This is a genomic window from Streptomyces sp. 142MFCol3.1 (assembly GCF_000424945.1).
In the GTDB taxonomy this organism is placed as follows: domain Bacteria; phylum Actinomycetota; class Actinomycetes; order Streptomycetales; family Streptomycetaceae; genus Streptomyces; species Streptomyces siamensis.
Genome location: NZ_AUKV01000021.1, coordinates 1 through 17,122, shown reverse-complemented (window position 1 = coordinate 17,122; position 17,122 = coordinate 1). Strand labels below are relative to the sequence as shown.

Genomic DNA, 17,122 nt, shown 5'->3' with positions numbered 1-17,122 from the left:
ACCCAGGGTGCTACGGTCGGCACATCCGAAGGTTCAATGAACGAACTCACGCTCCGAAGGGGCAGGCCATGACCCGGCTCGACCGGACCGACACCTCCACCGACGCGACCGCCGAGGCCACCCGGGCCGCCGGGACCGACGGGTCCACCGTGGCCACCCGGGCCGCCGGGACCGACGGGTCCACCGTGGCCACCCGGGCCGCCGGCGCCGTCGACACCACCGAAGCCACCGAAGCCACCCTCTCCACGAGATCGGTGGAGACCCCCGCGCCCCCGCCGCCGGGCGCCACCCCGCGCGCCGCCCCCACCCTCGCCGTCACCAGCGCCGCCACCGCGGTGGCCCTGATGACGTACACGGCGCCGATGGTCACGCTGCCCGACACCGCCGCCGCGCTGCACACCTCGGTCTCCGCCCAGGCCTGGCTGCTGAACGGCACCCCGCTGGGCCTGGCCGCGCTGCTCCTGGTGGCCGGCAGCCTCGCGGACGACTACGGGCGCCGCCGGATCTTCCTGTCCGGCACGGTCGCCCTCGGCATCACCACGGCGCTGGGCGCGCTCGCGAGCTCGACCTGGCTGTTCACGCTGACCCGCATCGCGCAGGGCGCGGCGAGCGCGGCGATCCTCGCGAGCGGCCTGGGCCTGATCGTCCACGCCTTCCCGACCCCGCGCGGCCGGCTGCACGCGACCGGCGTGTGGGGCGCGTTCGTCAGCGGCGGCATCGCCGTCGGTCCGCTGCTCGCGGGCGGCATCGCCTCGACGCTGAGCTGGCGGGTGGCCTACGCGGTGCTGGGGGCGGCGGCACTGGTCGTCGCCCTGCTGGGAACCCGCGCCCTCACCGAGTCCCGCGCTCCCCGGGGCGGCCGTCCCGACCTGGCCGGAGCCCTGACGTTCGGCCTCGCCCTGGTGGCCCTCGTCGCCGCGCTCACGATGGGCCGCGACGGCTGGCTGCGCGCACCGGTGGGTCTGCTGCTGGCGGCCTTCGTCGTCCTGACGGCGGCCTTCGTAGCCGTCGAACGCCGTACCGCCATCCCCATGATCGACCTCGGTCTGCTGCGGCACCGCCGCTTCCTCGCCTCGTCCGCGGGCGGAATGTTCACGGGTCTCGCGGTGATCGGCCTGTTCAGCTTCCTGCCGGCGCTGCTCCAGCGGACGCTCGGCCTGTCCGCGATGGACACGGCCTGGCTGTTCCTGCTCTGGTCCGGGCTGTCCTTCGCCGTCGCCCTCCAGGCGCGGCGCCTCGCGGGCCGGGTCTCACCACGCCACCAGCTCGTCCTGGGCTTCGCGCTGCACGCGGCCGGCGTCCTGACCATGCTCGGCGCGGTCGACGCCGGTTCGTGGACGCGGCTGCTCCCCGGCTTCGTCGTCTCCGGGGTGGGCAGCGGTCTGCTCAACGCCTCCCTGCCGCTGCTCGCGGTGGAGTCCGTACCGGCCGCGCGGGCCGCGATGGGCTCGGGAGCCCAGCAGACCTTCCGCTACATCGGGTCCTGCGCCGGGGTCGCCCTCACCATCGCCCTGGTGACCTCGACCGGCGGGCCGGGACACGGCGCGGACATCGCGATCGGCGTCTCCGCGGGGCTGTCCCTGCTGGCGGCGGCCGGCGTGCTGGTGCTGCGGGAACGGACCTGACCGACCGCGCCCGGGCAAAGCGGTCCCCCCGTAGGGTGCCGGTCATGGCGACTTCGGCAGCGGAGGGCGACGCCTCCGCCCAGTACCGGCTCGGCAGCGATCTCATGGACCAGGGACGTCACGAGGAGGCGAAGCGGTATCTCGTGCCGCTCGCCGAAGCCGGCCACCTCGAAGCGGTACGCCGACTGGCCTGGACGGCCAGCGGACTCGCCCACACCGACCCCGCTCACGAGGCGGAGGCCGAACACTGGCTGCGCCGTGAGGCGGAAGTGCGCCGGGACCCCGACTGGCTGGTGACCATGGCCCAGGAGATGCGCCGGTGGGCGTCGGGCCGGGTCGCCGAGGCCGAGGAGCTGGTGGCCGGGATGGCACGGGCGGGCAGCGCGCGGGCCGCGGGCCAACTGGGCTACTGGAGGCGGCGGGACGGCGACCTGACGGCCGCCGTGGCGTGGTACCGCCTCGCCGTCACGCTCGGGCACCGCTTCGCCTGGCGCGACCTCGGCTCCTGCCTCGCGGCGCTGGGCCGGTACGCCGAGGCGGAGGAGCTGTACCGCCCGCGGGCGGAGGGCGGCGACGTCGTGGCGCAGTACGAACTCGCGACGCTGCTGCACGCGCAGGGCAAGGGCCCGGCGGCGTACCCGCCCGGCCCGCCCCGCCTCTAGGGGGCTCCCCGGGCACCGCCCGGCCGGCCGGACGTCTCCGCACGCCCTTGCCCGCGGACTTCTCCGGCGGCCTTCTCCGGCGGCCTTCTCCGGCGGCCTCAACGGGGCCGCATGGAGCGCAGCACGCCCCACACCGCCAACCGGTACCTGGACGTGTATTCGGGGGTGCAGGTGGTGAGGGTGATGTAGTAGCCGGGCTCGCTGTACCCGTACGACGGCCGGACGGTGCTGCGCGGCACGCTCCGGATGACCCCGCCGTCGCTCGGCGAGGTCTGCGGCAGCGTCCGGTCGACGACGTACGTGTACAGCGCGGTCCTGGTCTCGACGGTGATCGTGTCGCCGCGCCGCAGCCGGTTGATGTACCGAAACGGCTCACCGTGCGTGTTGCGGTGCCCGGCGAGCGCGAAGTTGCCTGCCTGGCCCGGCTGTTGGGTGCCCTTGTAGTGACCGGCGTATCCCTTGTCGAGCACGCCCGGCTTGCTGACGCCCTCGGCGACGGGGACACGCAGGGACAGGCGGGGGACGGTGAGGACGGCGTACGCCTGCGACCGGCGGGGGTGCTGCCCGGAGCCGCCGGCGCCGGCGGGCCGCCGGCCGCCGGCCGGGGAAGCGCCCTCGCCCGGTTCCGGGCCGTCGGCGGAGTCGCCGTCGCTCGCCGCACCGCCGCCGGGGCCGCCCGCCGGGGCGGAGTCGTCCGCCCGGGGTTCACCCCACTCCCGTTCCAGCGCCTGCACCTTGCGCTCGGCGTCGTGCCGGGCCTGCCGGTTGGTCCACCACAACTGGTGGACGACGAGGAGCAGCAGCACGAGGCCGACGGTGACGAGGAGTTCACCGCCGGTCCACAGGGCCCGGCGGCGCAGTGCGCGCCGCCTGCGGGTGCCGTGGTGCACGACGCCGGGAACCCGGCCGCGTACGCCCCCTGGGTGAGCCCGCATGCGTACGCCTCCTTCACCGCCCGGCGGGCAGCCGGGCCCGCACGGTAGGCGATCCCCCCGCAAGTCTCCAGACCCGCGCCTCCCGACCTGTCGGACTCCTCTTCGTACACCGGTTTTAGAAAGGGCTGTCGCAACTCTCGACAACCCCACACACCACACCCGATCCTTCCTGTGGCAGCAGCGCGACGGCCAGTGCCGGCGGACGGCCGGCAACCGAGTCGACACGCCGACTCCGTGAGAACGGCCAGGAGTCGGCCGGACGGAGAAGCCATGATCCGACGCAGAACACTGCTGGCCGCCGCGGGCGGCACGGCCCTCACCGGCACCCTGGCGACGGGCACCGCACGCGCGGACGTGACGATGGCCGTCAACCCCGCCACTTCGTACGGGACTTGGGAGGGCTGGGGGACCTCGCTGGCCTGGTGGGCCAACGTCTTCGGCGCCCGGGACGACTTCGCCGACATCTTCTTCACCACCAAGTCGACGATCTACGACGGCACTTCGCTGCCGGGCCTCGGCCTGAACATCGCCCGCTACAACCTGGGCGCGTGCAGCTGGAACAGCGTGAACGGCGAGAGAATGGTCGCCTCCGCCGGCATCCCCGCCTTCAAGCAGATCGAGGGCTACTGGCAGGACTGGAACAACGAGGACCCCGCCTCCTCGGCCTGGAAGTGGACGGCCGACGCCACGCAGCGCGCAGCCCTCGTCAAGGCGACCGCGCGCGGCGCGACCGGCGAGCTGTTCGCCAACTCCCCCATGTGGTGGATGTGTCTGAACCACAACCCGTCCGGAGCATCCGGCGGCGGCAACAACCTCCAGTCCTGGAACTACCGCCAGCACGCCTCCCACCTGGCAGCGGTCGCCCTCCGCGCCCGGGACGACTGGGGTGTGGACTTCGCGACGGTCGAGGCCTTCAACGAGCCGTCCTCCAACTGGTGGACGGCCACCGGCACCCAGGAGGGCTGCCACATGGACTCCTCCGTCCAGGCAGCCGTCCTGCCCCACCTGAGGAGCGAACTGGACAAGCGGGGCCTGACCGGCACACGGATCGCCGCGTCCGACGAGACCGGCTACGACCTGGCCCGTACGACATGGAACTCCTTCGGCTCGACGACGAAGGCACTGGTCGACCGCGTCAACGTACACGGCTACCAGGGGGCCGGCGGACGCCGCGACCTTCTCTACACGGACGCCGTGACGACCGCCCGCAAGAGCCTGTGGAACTCCGAGTACGGCGACGCGGACGGCACCGGCGCCACCCTCGCGAGCAACCTCCTGCTGGACTTCCGCTGGCTGCACCCGACCGCCTGGGTCTACTGGCAGGTCATGGACCCGTCCGCGGGCTGGGCGATGATCGCGTACGACGCCGGGACCCTCACCCCCGGCGCTGTCCAGACGAAGCACTACGTCATGGCGCAGTTCAGCCGCCACATCCGGCCCGGCATGACGATCCTCGACACGGGCGTGGACCACGCGGTGGCGGCCCTGGACCGGAGCGCCCGGCGTCTGGTGATCGTGGCGCTCAACAAGGCGTCCTCCGCCCAGACCCTCACCTTCGACCTCTCCCGCTTCGGCACGGTGACCGGCTCCACCGGCGGCCTGGTGCGCCGCTGGAACACCCTCACCGGAGCCGGCGGCGACCGCTACACCGCGCACACGGACACGTACCTGACCGGGAAGACGGTCGCCGTGCCGTTCGCGGCGGGGGCGGTGCAGACGCTGGAGGTGGACGGGGTGGCGGTCTGAGGGGGGCCGGGCCGGGCCGAGGGCGGGGTCGGAGGGGGCCGACGGCGGCATGCCCCGGCCCCGCGTCCTTGCACTCGGGGATGCCCAACTCCCCCAGCCCCACAGGCTCCCTCGCCCTCTCGCCCTCTCGCCCTCTCGCCCCCATAGACTCCCCGGCCATGAGCGCGTACTGGCTGCTGGCCCTGATCCCCTTCCTCGCGGGCGTGGCGGTGACCGGCCAACAGGGCATGGTCGCCGTGACCGAGCGCGTCGTGCGCCGCACCGCGCGCCCCGTCGAGGGCACGGTCACCGGCCACCTGGCCTCCCGCGAGGCGACGTACGCCGCCCTGCACCCGGTGGTCCGCTGGACCGGGGACGACGGCGTGGAGCACGAGCGCGCCGTCCCCGACACGATCGGTGCCCACGCCCTGCCCGAAGGCAGCCGCGTCCGCCTCCTGTGTGTCCCCGGCGCCCCCGACTCCGTCACCCTGGACGCTCCGGACCGCTACCGGTCGGCGGTCATCGGCGCCTGGGCGGGAGTCCTGCTGTGCGCGGGCACGCTGACCGCCGTCCTGATCCGCGTCGCGACGCTGCTGCCCGAGGGGTACGGCTACTGATCCGCGCGGGGTCCGGCACATGGGCCGGTACCGAGGTGCGGTACCGAGGTGCGGTACCGGGCCCCCGGGTGCGCCGCCGACGGCTCCCGGCCAATGCCCTGGCCTGCCCGTATCTCACTTTCGTACGGTGACGGCAGTACGGTGTCCCCCATGCGCCCCGACACGCCTGCCGAGAACGTCGACCACAACGCCGAAGCAGCACGCCTGGAGCGGACTGCCGAGCTCTACCCCGAGGACGCCGAACACCTGCTCGTGCAGGCCGCGGCCCACCTCGAGCTGGCCGGCGACCGCGCCCGCGCCACGTCGCTCTACGACAGCCTGCTCGCCTCCTCGACACCCCTCGAGGACCCGTACCTAGTACGTGCCCTGAAGGCGTCGAACCTGTGGGAGTACGGCCACGAGGCCGAGGCGCGCGCGATCATCGACGGCATCCGTGCCGCGGCCCCGCGCGACGCCGCCCCCTGGGTGATCGTCGCGGAGGCGCTGGAGCACCACGACGAGCTGGAAGCGGCGCAGGAGACGTTCACGGAGGCGGCCACGCTGCTGCTCGCGGACGGGGCCGAGCCCCCGTACTCGACCCTGCCCGTGCTCTTCGGCCGGCACCGGGTGCGCAGGATGCTGGGCGCGGCGCACGACGACTGGGACACCCTGGCGGACACCCTGCACTCGTCGTCGGTCTCCCTGGACGAGCTCCACGACCCCAAGCGGATCTGGTCCCTGGGCTCCGACAACCCGGCGGACATCCAGGCGGAGATCAGCCGGCTGCGGGCCGAGCTCGGCACGTACCGGGAGGCGCTCTCCCGTCCCTTCCCGGTGGCGGTCCTGCACTGGACGGCGCCCGAGCTCACGGAGCTCGTGAGCGCCTACCCGGGCCTCTCCGCCGAGTACCCCTCGCACGAGGAGCACCTCGCGACGATAGAAGCCTCCCTGCGCGAACTGTCCGCCTCGGGCACCCCGAACCTGGGCATCGTCACCGGCACGGTCCCCTCCTACGAGGCCTTCGCCGCCTCGGAGGCCACGTCCCCCTCCGACCCGGCCCTCCTCCCCCAGTACGCGACGACCCTGGCAGCCCGAGGCCGCGCGCAGGCGTGGCCGCCGCAGCGGGGGTCTGTCTGCTGGTGCGGGTCGGGGCGGGGGTATGGGGAGTGTCACGGCGCGGGGTAGTACCCCGCCCTCACCGGTCACATCGTGAGACCCCAGCACTACTCGTGGCTGGGGTCGTCTCCGCCCAGCCACCACTTGCGGTGGTAGCGGATGTAGTTCACGTACACCGTGTGCTTCCTATGCCTCTTGAGTTTCGGCCTCACGTTCTCACCGAGCAGGCCTGCCCTCAAGACGATCGACCAGGCGTCGTCGATGACGATGGCCCCAATGTCCAGTCGCACATGGCGGTTAGGGCATAAGCACAAGACGTTCGGCTCGACATCAGGGCCCCGGCGAGGCTGGCCAAGGGGGCGAATGTGAGCGCCTTCGCTATACGGCCTGTCGTCCGGGCCCATGAGACTCAGGCCGCGCGCCTTTCAGTCGCTCCTGTTACAACTGGTCCCAGATGAACGTGTGATCGGGGGGGGCAGCATGACTCAGCCAGGGGACGAGACACAGCCTGTCGCGGGTGTGTACGAGGAACTCATGACGCGCCGCAGGCAGGCGCAGTTGGAGCAGCTGGACGGGTCGGGCTGGAAGACCGTCGCCGCGGACGTCAGCGAGGAGTCTTCTCCGCATGTGATCGCCCGGCACCTCTGCCAGGTCATCGAGCACAGGCTTGCGCAGGTGCCCCAGAGCAAGCGCGTCGCCCTCGCCAATCAAGTCATCGAGTCACTCACCGTTGACGCAGACCCGTCCGCAGGACTTGACCTGGACGCTGTTGAGCTGATCGCCGAGGGCCCTCGCCAGCTCCTGGCCTTGGCCGAACAAGAAGCCCCAGGTGTCTACGCCGTACGGCCTCTGACGCCGCTATCCGAGACAGCTTTGATCACCAACGCGCCGGAAGATCCCAGTCTCGGCAGCGAGTTGCGAGCAGAGCTGGCGACAGCGGATCGGATTGACCTCCTCTGCGCCTTCGTCAAGTGGCACGGCCTACGCGTGTTGGAAGAGTCACTTCGCAGCGCCAAGGAGCGCGGAATACCGATCCGCGTCATCACCACCACCTACATCGGTGCCACCGACCGACAAGCGCTTGATCGCCTAGTGCGGGACTTCGGCGCCGAGGTGAAGGTCAACTACGAAATTCGATCTACCCGGCTTCATGCGAAGGCCTGGCTCTTTAGGCGAGACAGCGGCTTTGACACCGCGTACGTCGGCAGTTCGAACCTGTCCAAAGCCGCTTTGCTCGATGGCTTGGAGTGGAATGTACGTCTGTCATCGATCGCGACTCCCTCTGTGCTCAAGAAGTTCGAGGCGACCTTCGACGCCTACTGGAATGACAACGCCTTCGAGGCCTACTCCCCCGATGTCGATGGCGACCGGCTCGACCACGCTCTGTCCCAAGCGGGTGGTGGTTCCCACGGCGGCGCGAACCTGCAGATCAACCTGTCCGGTCTTGAAGTGCGGCCCTTCCCCCACCAGCGAGACATGCTCGAACGGCTTCGTGTCGAGCGCGAGATCCGCGGCCGCCATCGCAACCTCTTGGTCGCCGCCACCGGCACCGGCAAGACCGTCATGGCCGCCTTGGACTATCGCGCTCTGCGGAAGAAGTTCAACGACAATTCTCCGACGCTGCTGTTTGTGGCACATCGCAAGGAGATCCTCAGCCAGTCCCTGCGCACCTACCAAGAGGTACTCGACGACGCGTCCTTCGGGGAGCTACTCCATGGCGGAAAGGAACCGCAGGAGTGGCAACACGTGTTCGCTAGTGTCCAGTCACTGAACGTGCCACGTTTGGAACAACTCGCCCCCGACCACTTCGACATCATCGTCATAGACGAATTCCACCACGCAACGGCCGCCACCTACCGCCGGGTCATCCATCACTTCAGGCCGAAGCAGTTGCTGGGCCTGACTGCGACCCCTGAACGGATGGACGGGCGCAATGTGCAGGACGAGTACTTCGATGGGCGTATCGCAGCGGAGTTGCGATTGTGGGAGGCGCTAGAGAACGACTTGCTCTGTCCGTTCCACTACTTCGGTATTCCGGACGGTACAGACCTCACAAGCATCAACTGGCAGAAGGGTGCATACACCGACCGCGAGCTCGGCAATCTCTACACCGGCCACCAGGCTCGCGCTCGTATAGTCGTCAAGCAGGTCCAGGACAAGGTATCCAACCCGGCTGCCATGCGCGCTCTTGGATTCTGTGTGACCAAGGATCACGCGCACTTCATGGCCGACTTCTTTCGGAGAGCCGGCTTCCAGGCGGTCGCCCTCGACAGTGACTCGCCCACCAGCGTTCGTACACAGGCACTCGCCGATCTGAACGCCGGGAAGCTCCAGGTCATCTTCTCCGTCGACTTGTTCAACGAAGGCCTCGACATCCCTGATGTCGACACGCTGCTCCTCCTCCGGCCCACGAACAGTGCGACGGTCTTCCTCCAACAGCTGGGGCGTGGCTTGCGTCGCACCGAGTCGAAGCCGGTCCTCACTGTCCTCGACTTCATTGGCCAGCATCGAGCTGAGTTCCGCTTCGAGGAGCAGTTCCGGGCCATGACCAACCTCTCCCGCAGCCGTCTCGTCGATCACATCGAGCACGACTTCCCGCAGCTCCCTTCCGGCTGCCAGATCCTCCTAGAAGGCAAGTCGAAGGAGCTCATCCTCGACAACATCCGTACGCAGCTGGGCGCCACCATGAAGACGCTGACCAAGGAGGTGAGGGGTTACGACACACCCCGGCTGTCGAGTTACCTCCGCGAGAGCCGTCGCGAGATCAAAGAGCTCTACAAGGGTGACAACTCTTGGACGACGATTCTCCGCAAGGCAGGTTTCCATGACAGCCCTGCCCCCGCAGGTGAGGCCAACCTCCTCAAGCGCGTCCATGCGTTTCTGCACGTCGATGACCCCGACCGCGCACGGGTCTACCTACGCCTGCTCGCAGACGACGCTCCCTCATACGAGTCGCTGACCCCGACCGAGCAAACGTATGCCCACATGCTCTTCTTCAACCTATGGGACAACGCAGGGGGGTTCACCAGCATCCAGCAAGGTCTCGCATCCCTCGGCGATCAGCAGGTGTTCCGCGACGAGCTGCGGCAGGTGCTGTCGTACGTCATGGAGCAGTCAGACCATTTCCCGATCGCGCTGTCAGGCCCTCATCACCACATCCCCTTGAAGGTGCACAGCTCCTACAACCGGTCCGAGATCCTGGCCGCTCTCGGAGTGGCGCGCTTGGGTGGCCAGATGCCTCGATCTTTCGCACAGGGTGTCCAATGGGTCGACGACATCAAGACCGACGCCCTACTCATCACCCTGGAGAAGAACGAGAGGGACTTCTCCCCCACCATCCGCTACAAGGACTACGCGCTGAGCCCGACTCTCTTCCACTGGGAGTCTCAGAACACGACGGCAGCAAACTCCCGAACTGGTCTGCGCTATCAGCACCATAAGCAGCGGGGCAGCCACGTCCTCCTCTTTGCGCGCCGCTACAAGAGCACCGACATAGGCAAGGCCCAACCATGGATGCTGCTCGGCCCCGCCACCTACGAAGATCACACGGGCAGTAGGCCGATGGCCATCACCTGGCGCCTCCAGCACGAGCTCCCGGCCGACGTGTGGACGTATTCGGCGATTACTGCGGGTTGACCCTCAGTGCCCACCGCGGTCGAAGAATCTGGCGGCGGGGCATGGCATGCCAAGAGCTCCTGGTCAGGCTAGCGCGTCGTGTCAGGCCGTCTTCACGTCCAAATCCTCAGCCACCGGATAGCCCATCCCCGTGGCCGCCTTGGCGATGCTCGCCGCCGGGGCCGACGGGTTGAGCGCGGTGATCTGGGCGCGGTCGAGCGGGCGCAGCGCGTACAGGTGGCGGAGGGCCTCGATGTCGACGGGCATCTCGTAATAGTCCTCGGCGTACTCCTTGAACGCCTCCGGCGGGTGGATCAGCAGTTCGAAGAGCCAGTCCGACCCGTCGGGATCACGGTGGCCCTCCGGGTAGGTGATCCGGCCGGTGCTCCAGGACGGGGTGCCGGTCTCGCGCCACACGCACACCGTCACCGTGGGCGTTCCGTCCTCGTCCGTGAAGGCGGGCTCGTCGACGTAGCGCCGGAAGGCCGCGGGGACCGAGTCGAGCACGCCGGGCCACGGTGTGGGTACGTCGTCATGGGCGTAGGGACTCATGGGCGACTCGTGGTCGAAGCCGCGTATATACGCGCCCGCGGGGCTGAAGACGACGTCGTACTCGTCGCCGGAGCCGTTCCGCATCGAGGCGAGCGACTCCGTCGGCGACCACGCGGGCGAGAAGGAGTGGTCCCGCTCGCCGTCGGGGTTCAGGATCGCCTCCGCCATGGCAATCGAGCGGCAGAGGTTCCTCAGGGACTCGATGTCCGGCAGGGCGCGTACGACGTCGTGAGCAGTCATGGCGCACATCCAAGCGGGTGCCACTGACAACGGGCCACGGCCCGTCGCGCGCCTGTCCTGCTCGGCGGGGCCGGCCCTCGCCCGGATGCCTGGATTGACCCCGATGCGCCGTTGGTGAGGTGGGTGCCGGGTGAGGGAAGGGCCCCGGGTTAGCCTCGGTTCGTTCGACTGACGCAGCAGCAGGAGGCAGTGATGGCGAAGGTACCGGCCGCGGTGGTGGCCGCGAGCGGGCTCATCGGCGGCTACGGCGTGGCGCGCTGGACCAAGAAGCGACAGCTGGGCGGGATCGTGCTGGCCGCCGCGGGCGCCACGGCCGCGCAGCAGTGGCGGCAGGCTGCCGGCGGCAAGGCCGCCGGTGCGCTGACCGCCGTCTACGTCGGCGCCTTCGCCGGGTCCCACCCCCTGGCCAAGAAGGTCGGCGCCTGGCCCGCCGTGTTCGGCGTCGCCGGGGCCGTGGCCCTCGCCTCCTGGGCCGTCGCCGACCGCAAGGCCTGAGAGACGTCCGGGCGAAGCGGCGGGGCGACGTCGGCCGCCCGGTCCTGAGCGAGACGCGCGAAAGCCGTGGCCCTCGCCGCCTCGGCCGTCGCCGACCTCGAAGCCTGAGGGGAGCGGGCGGAAGCGGCAGGGCGACGCCGGCCGCCCGGTCCTGAGCGCGGGGTCCCTCCAACGCCGGGCCTGGTCATGGGCGTGAGCTCACCCCAGCCGACCCCGACCCCGGGCGTGGGCGCAAGCTCACCCCGCCCGCCCCGCCCCCTCCCCCTGAAACGCCCGCCGATACGCGTGCGGGCTCGTCCCCGCCACCCGCTTGAAGCGTTCCCGGAATGCCGTGGGTGAGCCGAACCCCGCCTGGGCCGCGATGCGTTCGACCGGATACTTGGTCGTCTCCAGCAGGTACTGGGCGCGCCGCACGCGGGCCCAGTGCAGCCACTGGAGCGGCGTCGTGCCGGTCTGTTCGCGGAAGCGGCGGTTGAGGGTGCGGGTGCTCATGCCGGCGTGGCCCGCGATGTCCTCCAGGGTCAGGTCGCGGGCCGCGTTCTCCTCCAGCCAGTCCAGGAGCGGTTCCAGCGTCGTCCCCGTCGGCACGGGCGGCTGTGTGTGGACGATGAACTGGGCCTGGCCGCCCTCCCGTTCCAGCGGCATGACGCACATCCGGGCGGCGTGCGCGGCGACGGCCGAGCCGTGGTCCTTGCGGATCATGTGCAGGCACATGTCGAGGGCGGCCGCCGCGCCCGCCGAGGTGAGGAACTGGCCGTTGTCGACGTAGAGGACGTTCGGGTCGACGGTGACGGCCGGGTGCAGGGCGGCCAGGTCGGGGGCCGCGATCCAGTGGGTGGTCGCGCGCAGTCCGTCCAGCAGTCCGGTGGCGGCGAGGACGAAGGCGCCCACGCAGACCGAGGCGATGCGGGTGCCGTTCGCGGCCGCCGCGCGCAGCGCCTCCGCGACGCCCGGCGGGAGCGGGGCGGTGGGGTCGGCGACGCCCGGCAGGATGATCGTGTCCGCCTCGGCCAGGGCCCGCAGCCCGTGCGGGGCGCGCAGGGTGAACGGTCCGGCGCCCACCTCTCTGCCCGCCTCGACCGCGCAGACCCGGACCCGGTACGCCTCCCGGCCGTCCGGCAGCCGTGCCCAGCCGAAGACGTCGATCGGGGCGCTGAGATCGAACGGGATGACCTGGTCGAGCGCCAGTACGGCCACGGTGTGCATGGCGAGAGCGTACGTGGGCAGCGGGTTCTGGTCACTGAGGCGACCTGGGTGTCCGCGCTCGGCTGCGAGGGGTTCTCCCCGTGACTGAGGGAATCGGGCAGGTGAGAGGTTTTCACGGGAGCTCTGGCGAGAATCCGTTGGGGCATGGCAGAACCGCCACTTCTGCAAGATCCTCCCCCGCCCCTACCGTCACCCCGTGACCAAGTTCCTCCTCGCCGTCCACGTCATCGCCGCGATCGTCGCCGTCGGGCCCGTCACGGTCGCCGCGAGCATGTTCCCGCCCGCCGCGCGCAGGGCCCTCGCCGCGCCGGACGACGAGCGTGCCCTCGCCACCGCGCGCCTGCTGCACCGCATCTGCCAGGTGTACGCGGTCGTCGGCGTCGCCGTCCCCGTCTTCGGCTTCGCCACGGCGAGCGACATGGGTGTCCTCGGTGACACCTGGTTGATCGTCTCGATCGCGCTGACCGCGCTGGCGGCGGTGGTCCTGGGCGCCCTGGTCCTGCCCCGTCAGAGCGCGCTCGTGGAGGGCACGGGCGACCGCCGGGCGACCGTACGGCTCGCCATGTTCACCGGGATCTTCAATCTCCTGTGGGCGACCGTCACCGTCCTGATGATCGTGCGGCCGGGGTCCACCACGGGGGCTTAGGATCCCGCCCATGGACGCACAGCAGGGACAGTCGGCGCCGGGGGCCTACCTGGCCTTCGTAGAGCGCCAGTTGACGGCCGACGGATGCGCGACGCGCTGGGAGGACTGGGCCGGGGTGCCCGTCCTCGTGGGGCGGCGGGCCGACTTCAAGATGCGCTGGATGGCGACCAGGCTGCATCTGTTCACGGTGGCCGCGGCGGTCCCGGAGATAACCGTGCCCGTCGTCTCGGCCTTCACGGACCAGGTGATGAAGTACGCCAAGGACACCAAGGGCGGTCTGCCCGTGGGAATGCAGAACGGCATCGGCGCCTTCCCGCTCCTGGTCAGCGACCGGGTCGATCCCGCCGCCGTGCAGTGGGCGGAGGCGCAGCAGCGCATCAAGTTCGCCTGCATGACGCGGCCCGTCGTGGTCGACAGCGCGCGCAACCACGTGGGGATGTACCGCGGAAAGCCGGCCCTCGGCCGCGTCTACGCCTCGTACTTCATCGAGAAGGGTTCTCAGTACTTCTACGGGCAGTGACGACGTCCACGGGCAGTGACGACGTCTACAGGCAGTGACAGCGCCCCGGGGTGCGCGGGGTTCAGGTGCCCGGGGTTTCGGGCGCCTCCGGTTTCGGGCGCCTCCGGTTTCGGGCGTCCCCGGTTTCGGGCGCCCGGCGCGAGCGGCTCACGTCCGGTGCCCCAGCACGTTGACCACCCGCCCGTTCGGGTCCCGTACGAAGAAGCGCCGTACGCCCCACTCCTCCTCGCGCAGTTCCCGTACGACCTCGGCGCCCGAGGCGAGCACCTGCTCGTAGACCGCCTCCACGTCCTCGACCTCCACGCTCAGGTCGGGGACGACGGGAGCGGTGCGCTCCTCGGTGAAGAAGCTGATCTGGGCGGTGGGGTTGGAGGGGGAGGCCAGTGTCATGACCCAGCCCAGGTGCATGACCTCCTCGAAGCCGAGCAAGCCGTAGAAGTCCCGGCTGGTGGCCATGGCCTTCTCCGACTCGACGTGGACGTCCGGGACGATCCTGCGCACGGTCATGCGGGCTCCTCACGCGTCGTGGCCGCCGGTGACGGCTCCTCGCGCGTCACGGGTGGCGGGCCAGGCTCAGTTCCTCGTTGAAGTCGTCCGCCAAGTCTGCCCTGAACTGCCGTGCCACCGCCGCCGCGACGAGCACCCCGGTCGCCATCAGCAGCGTGAAGAACGCCCATACCAGCGGCCATGCGCCCGCGAACCCGTCCGGGGGGCCGGGGTGCGTGCGCAGCGACACGTACAGCAGCGTCGCCGGTCCGACCGCGACCAGCAGCAACGCCCAGGCCAGCGCGTCCCGGTGGCCGAAGTAGGCGGCCAGGAGCAGCAGTACCACGGCGAGGGTCACGACGCCGGCACCGGTCACGGGACTCGTCTCGGTGAGGGCGTCCTCCGTCGCCCGGCGGTTGCCCAGGTCCCAGGGCAGGCACAGGAGATACGCCGTGCAGGAGAGCACGGCGCCGAGCAGGCGCGTCAGCCAGCGTTCCGGGCCGGGGCGCGTCCGCAGGGGGCTCAACAGCTTCTCGGTCATGCGTAAGAGGGTTCCCGTCCGGGCGGCGGGCCGACAGAGTACGCGTACTCAGGTGCCCGTACTCAGATCCGTGCTCCCGGGGGCGCCCGCCGGGGCCGTGCCCGGGAGCCGGGGCCTGCCGCGGGCCCCGGGGTCCGGGAGTTCACCCGCGGCCCGGGGGCCCGTGCGAGGTGGGCCGTCAGCTCCTCGTCGACGCGGACGTCGCGGCGGCCGCCCCCGCCGGTTCCACCGACAGCGGCGTGGCGATGTCCTCCAGCGAACGGCGCTCGGCGTTCACCGCGAGGAACGCGGCGACCAGCCCCGCTACGCACATCAGGGCCGCGCCGATCCGGAAGGCGAGCACGGTGTCGCCGACCACCCCTGACTCCGTGAGGTCGGCGAAGACCAGCGGGCCGCTGATGCCGCCCGCGGCGGTGCCGATCGCGTAGAAGAAGGCGATGGCCATGGCGCGGGTCTCCATCGGGAAGACCTCGGAGACCGTGAGGTACGCGCTGGAGGCGCCCGCGGACGCGAAGAAGAGGACCGCGCACCAGCAGGCCGTGAGCGTCGCCGCGCTCAGCGAGCCGCGGTCGAAGAGCCAGGCCGTGCCGAACAGCAGCAGGCCCGAGAGCAGGTAGGTCGAGGAGATCATGATCCGGCGGCCGACGGTGTCGAAGAGCTTGCCGAGCAGCAGCGGGCCGAGGAAGTTGCCGGCCGCGATGACGGCGAAGTAGTAACCGGTACCGCCCGTGGGCACGTCGAAGAACGTGGTGAGGATGGCGCCGAAGCCGAAGGTGATCGCGTTGTAGAGGAAGGCCTGGCCGATGAAGAGGGAGAGGCCGAGGACGGCACGCTTGGGATAGTGCGCGAACACGCTCCTGGCGATGGTGCCGAAGCCGATGCTCTTGCGCTGCCGGACGGTGATCTCGCCGCGGGCGCGGGGCAGGGGTGCGCCCTTCTCCCGCTCGACGTCCCGTTCGACGGAGGCGACCAGCTCCTCGGCCTTCTCGCCGCGGCCGTGGATGAACTGCCACCGCGGGCTCTCCGGAACATGCCGCCTGACCAGCAGGATCACCAGCCCTAGGACCACGCCGAGGCCGAAGGTGAGCCGCCAGCCGATGTTCGCGGGGAAGAGGTCCGTGTTCAGCATGACGATGGACAGCAGTGCGCCGCCGATCGCGCCGAGCCAGTAGCTGCCGTTGATGATCAGGTCGACCCTGCCCCGGTACTTGGCGGGGATGAGCTCGTCGATCGCGGAATTGATGGCTGCGTACTCGCCGCCGATGCCGAAGCCGGTGAGGAAGCGGAAGACGAAGAACCACCAGGCGTCGACGGACAGCGCGGTCAGCGCGGTCGCGGAGAGGTAGACGGCGAGGGTGACCATGAAGAGCTTCTTGCGGCCGTAGCGGTCGGTGAGCCGGCCGAAGAAGAGGGCGCCCGCGCAGGCGCCCGCCACGTACAGGGCTGCGGCGGTGCCGGTGACCTGGGCGGAGGTGATGGCGAGGCCGCTGCCCTCCTCGGAGAGCCGTCCGGCGATGTTGCCGACGGTGGTGACCTCCAGGCCGTCCAGGATCCACACGGTTCCCAGGCCGATCACGATCATCCAGTGCCAGCGGGACCAGGGCAGCCGGTCCAGACGGGCGGGCACGTCCGTGGTGACGGTGCCGGTGGGGGCGGGTCCGGAGGCGCCCGGGGCTGGTGCGGTCATGGCTCCCTCTTTCCTGAGCGAACCACCCCCGGGTGCCCCTGCCTCCGGCCTTCACGCCTGCGCACGGCGTCGGCGGGGCGGAGGACGTCGGGGCCGCCCGTACGCGGCACCGGGGGGGACGGGCCTCCAGCCCTGTGCGTGGCATCGGCCGGATGCCTCCAGGCCCGCACGGGCCTCCATGCCTGCGCCCGGCATCGTCGGGAGGGGCCTCCAAGCCCGCGCCCGGCATCGTCAGGAGGGGCCTCCAAGCCCGCGCCCGGCATCGTCAGGAGGGGCCTCCAAGCCCGCGCCCGGCATCGTCAGGAGGGGCCTCCAAGCCCGCGCCTGGCATCGTCGGGAGGGGCCTCCATCCCTCCAGCCTCCAGCCCTTCAACCCGCACCCGACATCGGCGGGAAGGGCTCCATCCCTCCAGCCCGCACCGCACGCCCGGCACCTGCCCCGGCAGCACACACCTGCGGGCCCACACCCGGCCCC

The 17,122-nt window shown here is 70.7% G+C and carries 16 protein-coding genes; 9 read left to right on the top strand and 7 right to left on the bottom strand.

The window, feature by feature from the left end; genetic code table 11:
• The first annotated feature begins 68 nt into the window (after positions 1–68).
• Positions 69–1,625 carry an MFS transporter gene (locus tag H305_RS0128465; protein ID WP_234021084.1) on the top strand — a complete coding sequence of 519 codons (1,557 nt, stop codon included), beginning with the start codon at positions 69–71 and terminating at the stop codon, positions 1,623–1,625.
• A 44-nt stretch (positions 1,626–1,669) separates the two neighbouring features.
• Positions 1,670–2,287 (top strand): hypothetical protein, encoded by a 618-nt coding sequence (locus tag H305_RS0128460; protein WP_028803448.1) that lies wholly within the window; start codon positions 1,670–1,672, stop codon positions 2,285–2,287.
• A gap of 98 nt (positions 2,288–2,385) precedes the next feature.
• On the opposite strand, the gene H305_RS0128455 is transcribed toward H305_RS0128460, so the two are convergent.
• Positions 2,386–3,222 carry a class E sortase gene (locus H305_RS0128455; protein ID WP_037765626.1) on the bottom strand — a complete coding sequence of 279 codons (837 nt, stop codon included), beginning with the start codon at positions 3,220–3,222 and terminating at the stop codon, positions 2,386–2,388.
• Positions 3,223–3,492: 270 nt separating this feature from the next.
• Between H305_RS0128455 and H305_RS0128450 the strand changes: the two genes are divergently transcribed.
• From H305_RS0128450 to H305_RS0128440, 3 genes are all read left to right on the top strand, one after another.
• Positions 3,493–4,968 carry a glycoside hydrolase gene (locus tag H305_RS0128450; RefSeq protein ID WP_028803446.1) on the top strand — a complete coding sequence of 492 codons (1,476 nt, stop codon included), beginning with the start codon at positions 3,493–3,495 and terminating at the stop codon, positions 4,966–4,968.
• Between the two features lie 158 nt (positions 4,969–5,126).
• Positions 5,127–5,564, top strand: coding sequence for a DUF3592 domain-containing protein (locus H305_RS0128445; protein WP_028803445.1), 438 nt, complete (start codon positions 5,127–5,129; stop codon positions 5,562–5,564).
• A 150-nt stretch (positions 5,565–5,714) separates the two neighbouring features.
• Complete coding sequence (locus H305_RS0128440) at positions 5,715–6,728, top strand: SEC-C domain-containing protein (RefSeq protein ID WP_028803444.1); 1,014 nt, start codon at positions 5,715–5,717, stop codon at positions 6,726–6,728.
• A gap of 38 nt (positions 6,729–6,766) precedes the next feature.
• Here H305_RS0128440 and H305_RS56110 read toward each other — a convergent pair whose 3' ends face one another.
• A complete protein-coding gene (locus H305_RS56110) occupies positions 6,767–7,063 on the bottom strand; it encodes an HNH endonuclease (RefSeq protein ID WP_078629286.1) in 297 nt (98 codons plus the stop codon).
• 76 nt (positions 7,064–7,139) lie between these two features.
• Between H305_RS56110 and H305_RS0128430 the strand changes: the two genes are divergently transcribed.
• Positions 7,140–10,295, top strand: coding sequence for a DUF3427 domain-containing protein (locus tag H305_RS0128430; RefSeq protein ID WP_028803442.1), 3,156 nt, complete (start codon positions 7,140–7,142; stop codon positions 10,293–10,295).
• Between the two features lie 81 nt (positions 10,296–10,376).
• On the opposite strand, the gene H305_RS0128425 is transcribed toward H305_RS0128430, so the two are convergent.
• The gene (locus tag H305_RS0128425; protein ID WP_028803441.1) at positions 10,377–11,066 is read right to left on the bottom strand and encodes a hypothetical protein; all 690 of its coding nucleotides are present in this window, start codon (positions 11,064–11,066) and stop codon (positions 10,377–10,379) included.
• A gap of 192 nt (positions 11,067–11,258) precedes the next feature.
• On the opposite strand from H305_RS0128425, the gene H305_RS0128420 reads away from it, so the two are divergent.
• On the top strand, positions 11,259–11,561 hold the full coding sequence (locus H305_RS0128420) for a hypothetical protein (protein ID WP_028803440.1): 303 nt from the start codon (positions 11,259–11,261) through the stop codon (positions 11,559–11,561).
• A 237-nt stretch (positions 11,562–11,798) separates the two neighbouring features.
• Here the strand turns inward: H305_RS0128420 and H305_RS0128415 are convergent, their stop codons facing one another.
• Entirely contained in the window at positions 11,799–12,767 is a 969-nt protein-coding gene (locus H305_RS0128415; protein ID WP_028803439.1) for a GlxA family transcriptional regulator, read from the bottom strand.
• 196 nt (positions 12,768–12,963) lie between these two features.
• On the opposite strand from H305_RS0128415, the gene H305_RS0128410 reads away from it, so the two are divergent.
• Positions 12,964–13,413, top strand: a complete 450-nt coding sequence (locus tag H305_RS0128410) for a membrane protein (protein ID WP_028803438.1) — start codon at positions 12,964–12,966, stop codon at positions 13,411–13,413.
• A 10-nt stretch (positions 13,414–13,423) separates the two neighbouring features.
• On the top strand, positions 13,424–13,933 hold the full coding sequence (locus tag H305_RS0128405) for a hypothetical protein (RefSeq protein ID WP_028803437.1): 510 nt from the start codon (positions 13,424–13,426) through the stop codon (positions 13,931–13,933).
• A gap of 147 nt (positions 13,934–14,080) precedes the next feature.
• Here the strand turns inward: H305_RS0128405 and H305_RS0128400 are convergent, their stop codons facing one another.
• The 3 genes from H305_RS0128400 to H305_RS0128390 all read right to left on the bottom strand — a co-directional run bounded on the left by H305_RS0128400 (position 14,081) and on the right by H305_RS0128390 (position 16,647).
• Complete coding sequence (locus tag H305_RS0128400) at positions 14,081–14,440, bottom strand: VOC family protein (RefSeq protein ID WP_028803436.1); 360 nt, start codon at positions 14,438–14,440, stop codon at positions 14,081–14,083.
• Positions 14,441–14,486: 46 nt separating this feature from the next.
• Positions 14,487–14,960: a hypothetical protein gene (locus H305_RS0128395; RefSeq protein WP_028803435.1), complete on the bottom strand. Its 474-nt coding sequence runs from the start codon at positions 14,958–14,960 to the stop codon at positions 14,487–14,489.
• Positions 14,961–15,138: 178 nt separating this feature from the next.
• Complete coding sequence (locus H305_RS0128390; protein ID WP_028803434.1) at positions 15,139–16,647, bottom strand: MFS transporter; 1,509 nt, start codon at positions 16,645–16,647, stop codon at positions 15,139–15,141.
• Positions 16,648–17,122: the final 475 nt, after the last annotated feature.

Bases quoted from the DNA above. Each gene is read 5' to 3' on its own strand.
- H305_RS0128430 (WP_028803442.1), top strand. From the start codon at position 7,140: ATGACTCAGCCAGGGGACGAGACACAGCCTGTCGCGGGTGTGTACGAG.
- H305_RS0128425 (WP_028803441.1), bottom strand. From the start codon at position 11,066: ATGACTGCTCACGACGTCGTACGCGCCCTGCCGGACATCGAGTCCCTG.
- H305_RS0128465 (WP_234021084.1), top strand. From the start codon at position 69: ATGACCCGGCTCGACCGGACCGACACCTCCACCGACGCGACCGCCGAG.
- H305_RS0128415 (WP_028803439.1), bottom strand. From the start codon at position 12,767: ATGCACACCGTGGCCGTACTGGCGCTCGACCAGGTCATCCCGTTCGAT.
- H305_RS0128400 (WP_028803436.1), bottom strand. From the start codon at position 14,440: ATGACCGTGCGCAGGATCGTCCCGGACGTCCACGTCGAGTCGGAGAAG.
- H305_RS0128390 (WP_028803434.1), bottom strand. From the start codon at position 16,647: ATGACCGCACCAGCCCCGGGCGCCTCCGGACCCGCCCCCACCGGCACC.
- H305_RS0128420 (WP_028803440.1), top strand. From the start codon at position 11,259: ATGGCGAAGGTACCGGCCGCGGTGGTGGCCGCGAGCGGGCTCATCGGC.
- H305_RS56110 (WP_078629286.1), bottom strand. From the start codon at position 7,063: ATGGGCCCGGACGACAGGCCGTATAGCGAAGGCGCTCACATTCGCCCC.
- H305_RS0128445 (WP_028803445.1), top strand. From the start codon at position 5,127: ATGAGCGCGTACTGGCTGCTGGCCCTGATCCCCTTCCTCGCGGGCGTG.
- H305_RS0128450 (WP_028803446.1), top strand. From the start codon at position 3,493: ATGATCCGACGCAGAACACTGCTGGCCGCCGCGGGCGGCACGGCCCTC.
- H305_RS0128395 (WP_028803435.1), bottom strand. From the start codon at position 14,960: ATGACCGAGAAGCTGTTGAGCCCCCTGCGGACGCGCCCCGGCCCGGAA.
- H305_RS0128440 (WP_028803444.1), top strand. From the start codon at position 5,715: ATGCGCCCCGACACGCCTGCCGAGAACGTCGACCACAACGCCGAAGCA.
- H305_RS0128405 (WP_028803437.1), top strand. From the start codon at position 13,424: ATGGACGCACAGCAGGGACAGTCGGCGCCGGGGGCCTACCTGGCCTTC.
- H305_RS0128460 (WP_028803448.1), top strand. From the start codon at position 1,670: ATGGCGACTTCGGCAGCGGAGGGCGACGCCTCCGCCCAGTACCGGCTC.
- H305_RS0128455 (WP_037765626.1), bottom strand. From the start codon at position 3,222: ATGCGGGCTCACCCAGGGGGCGTACGCGGCCGGGTTCCCGGCGTCGTG.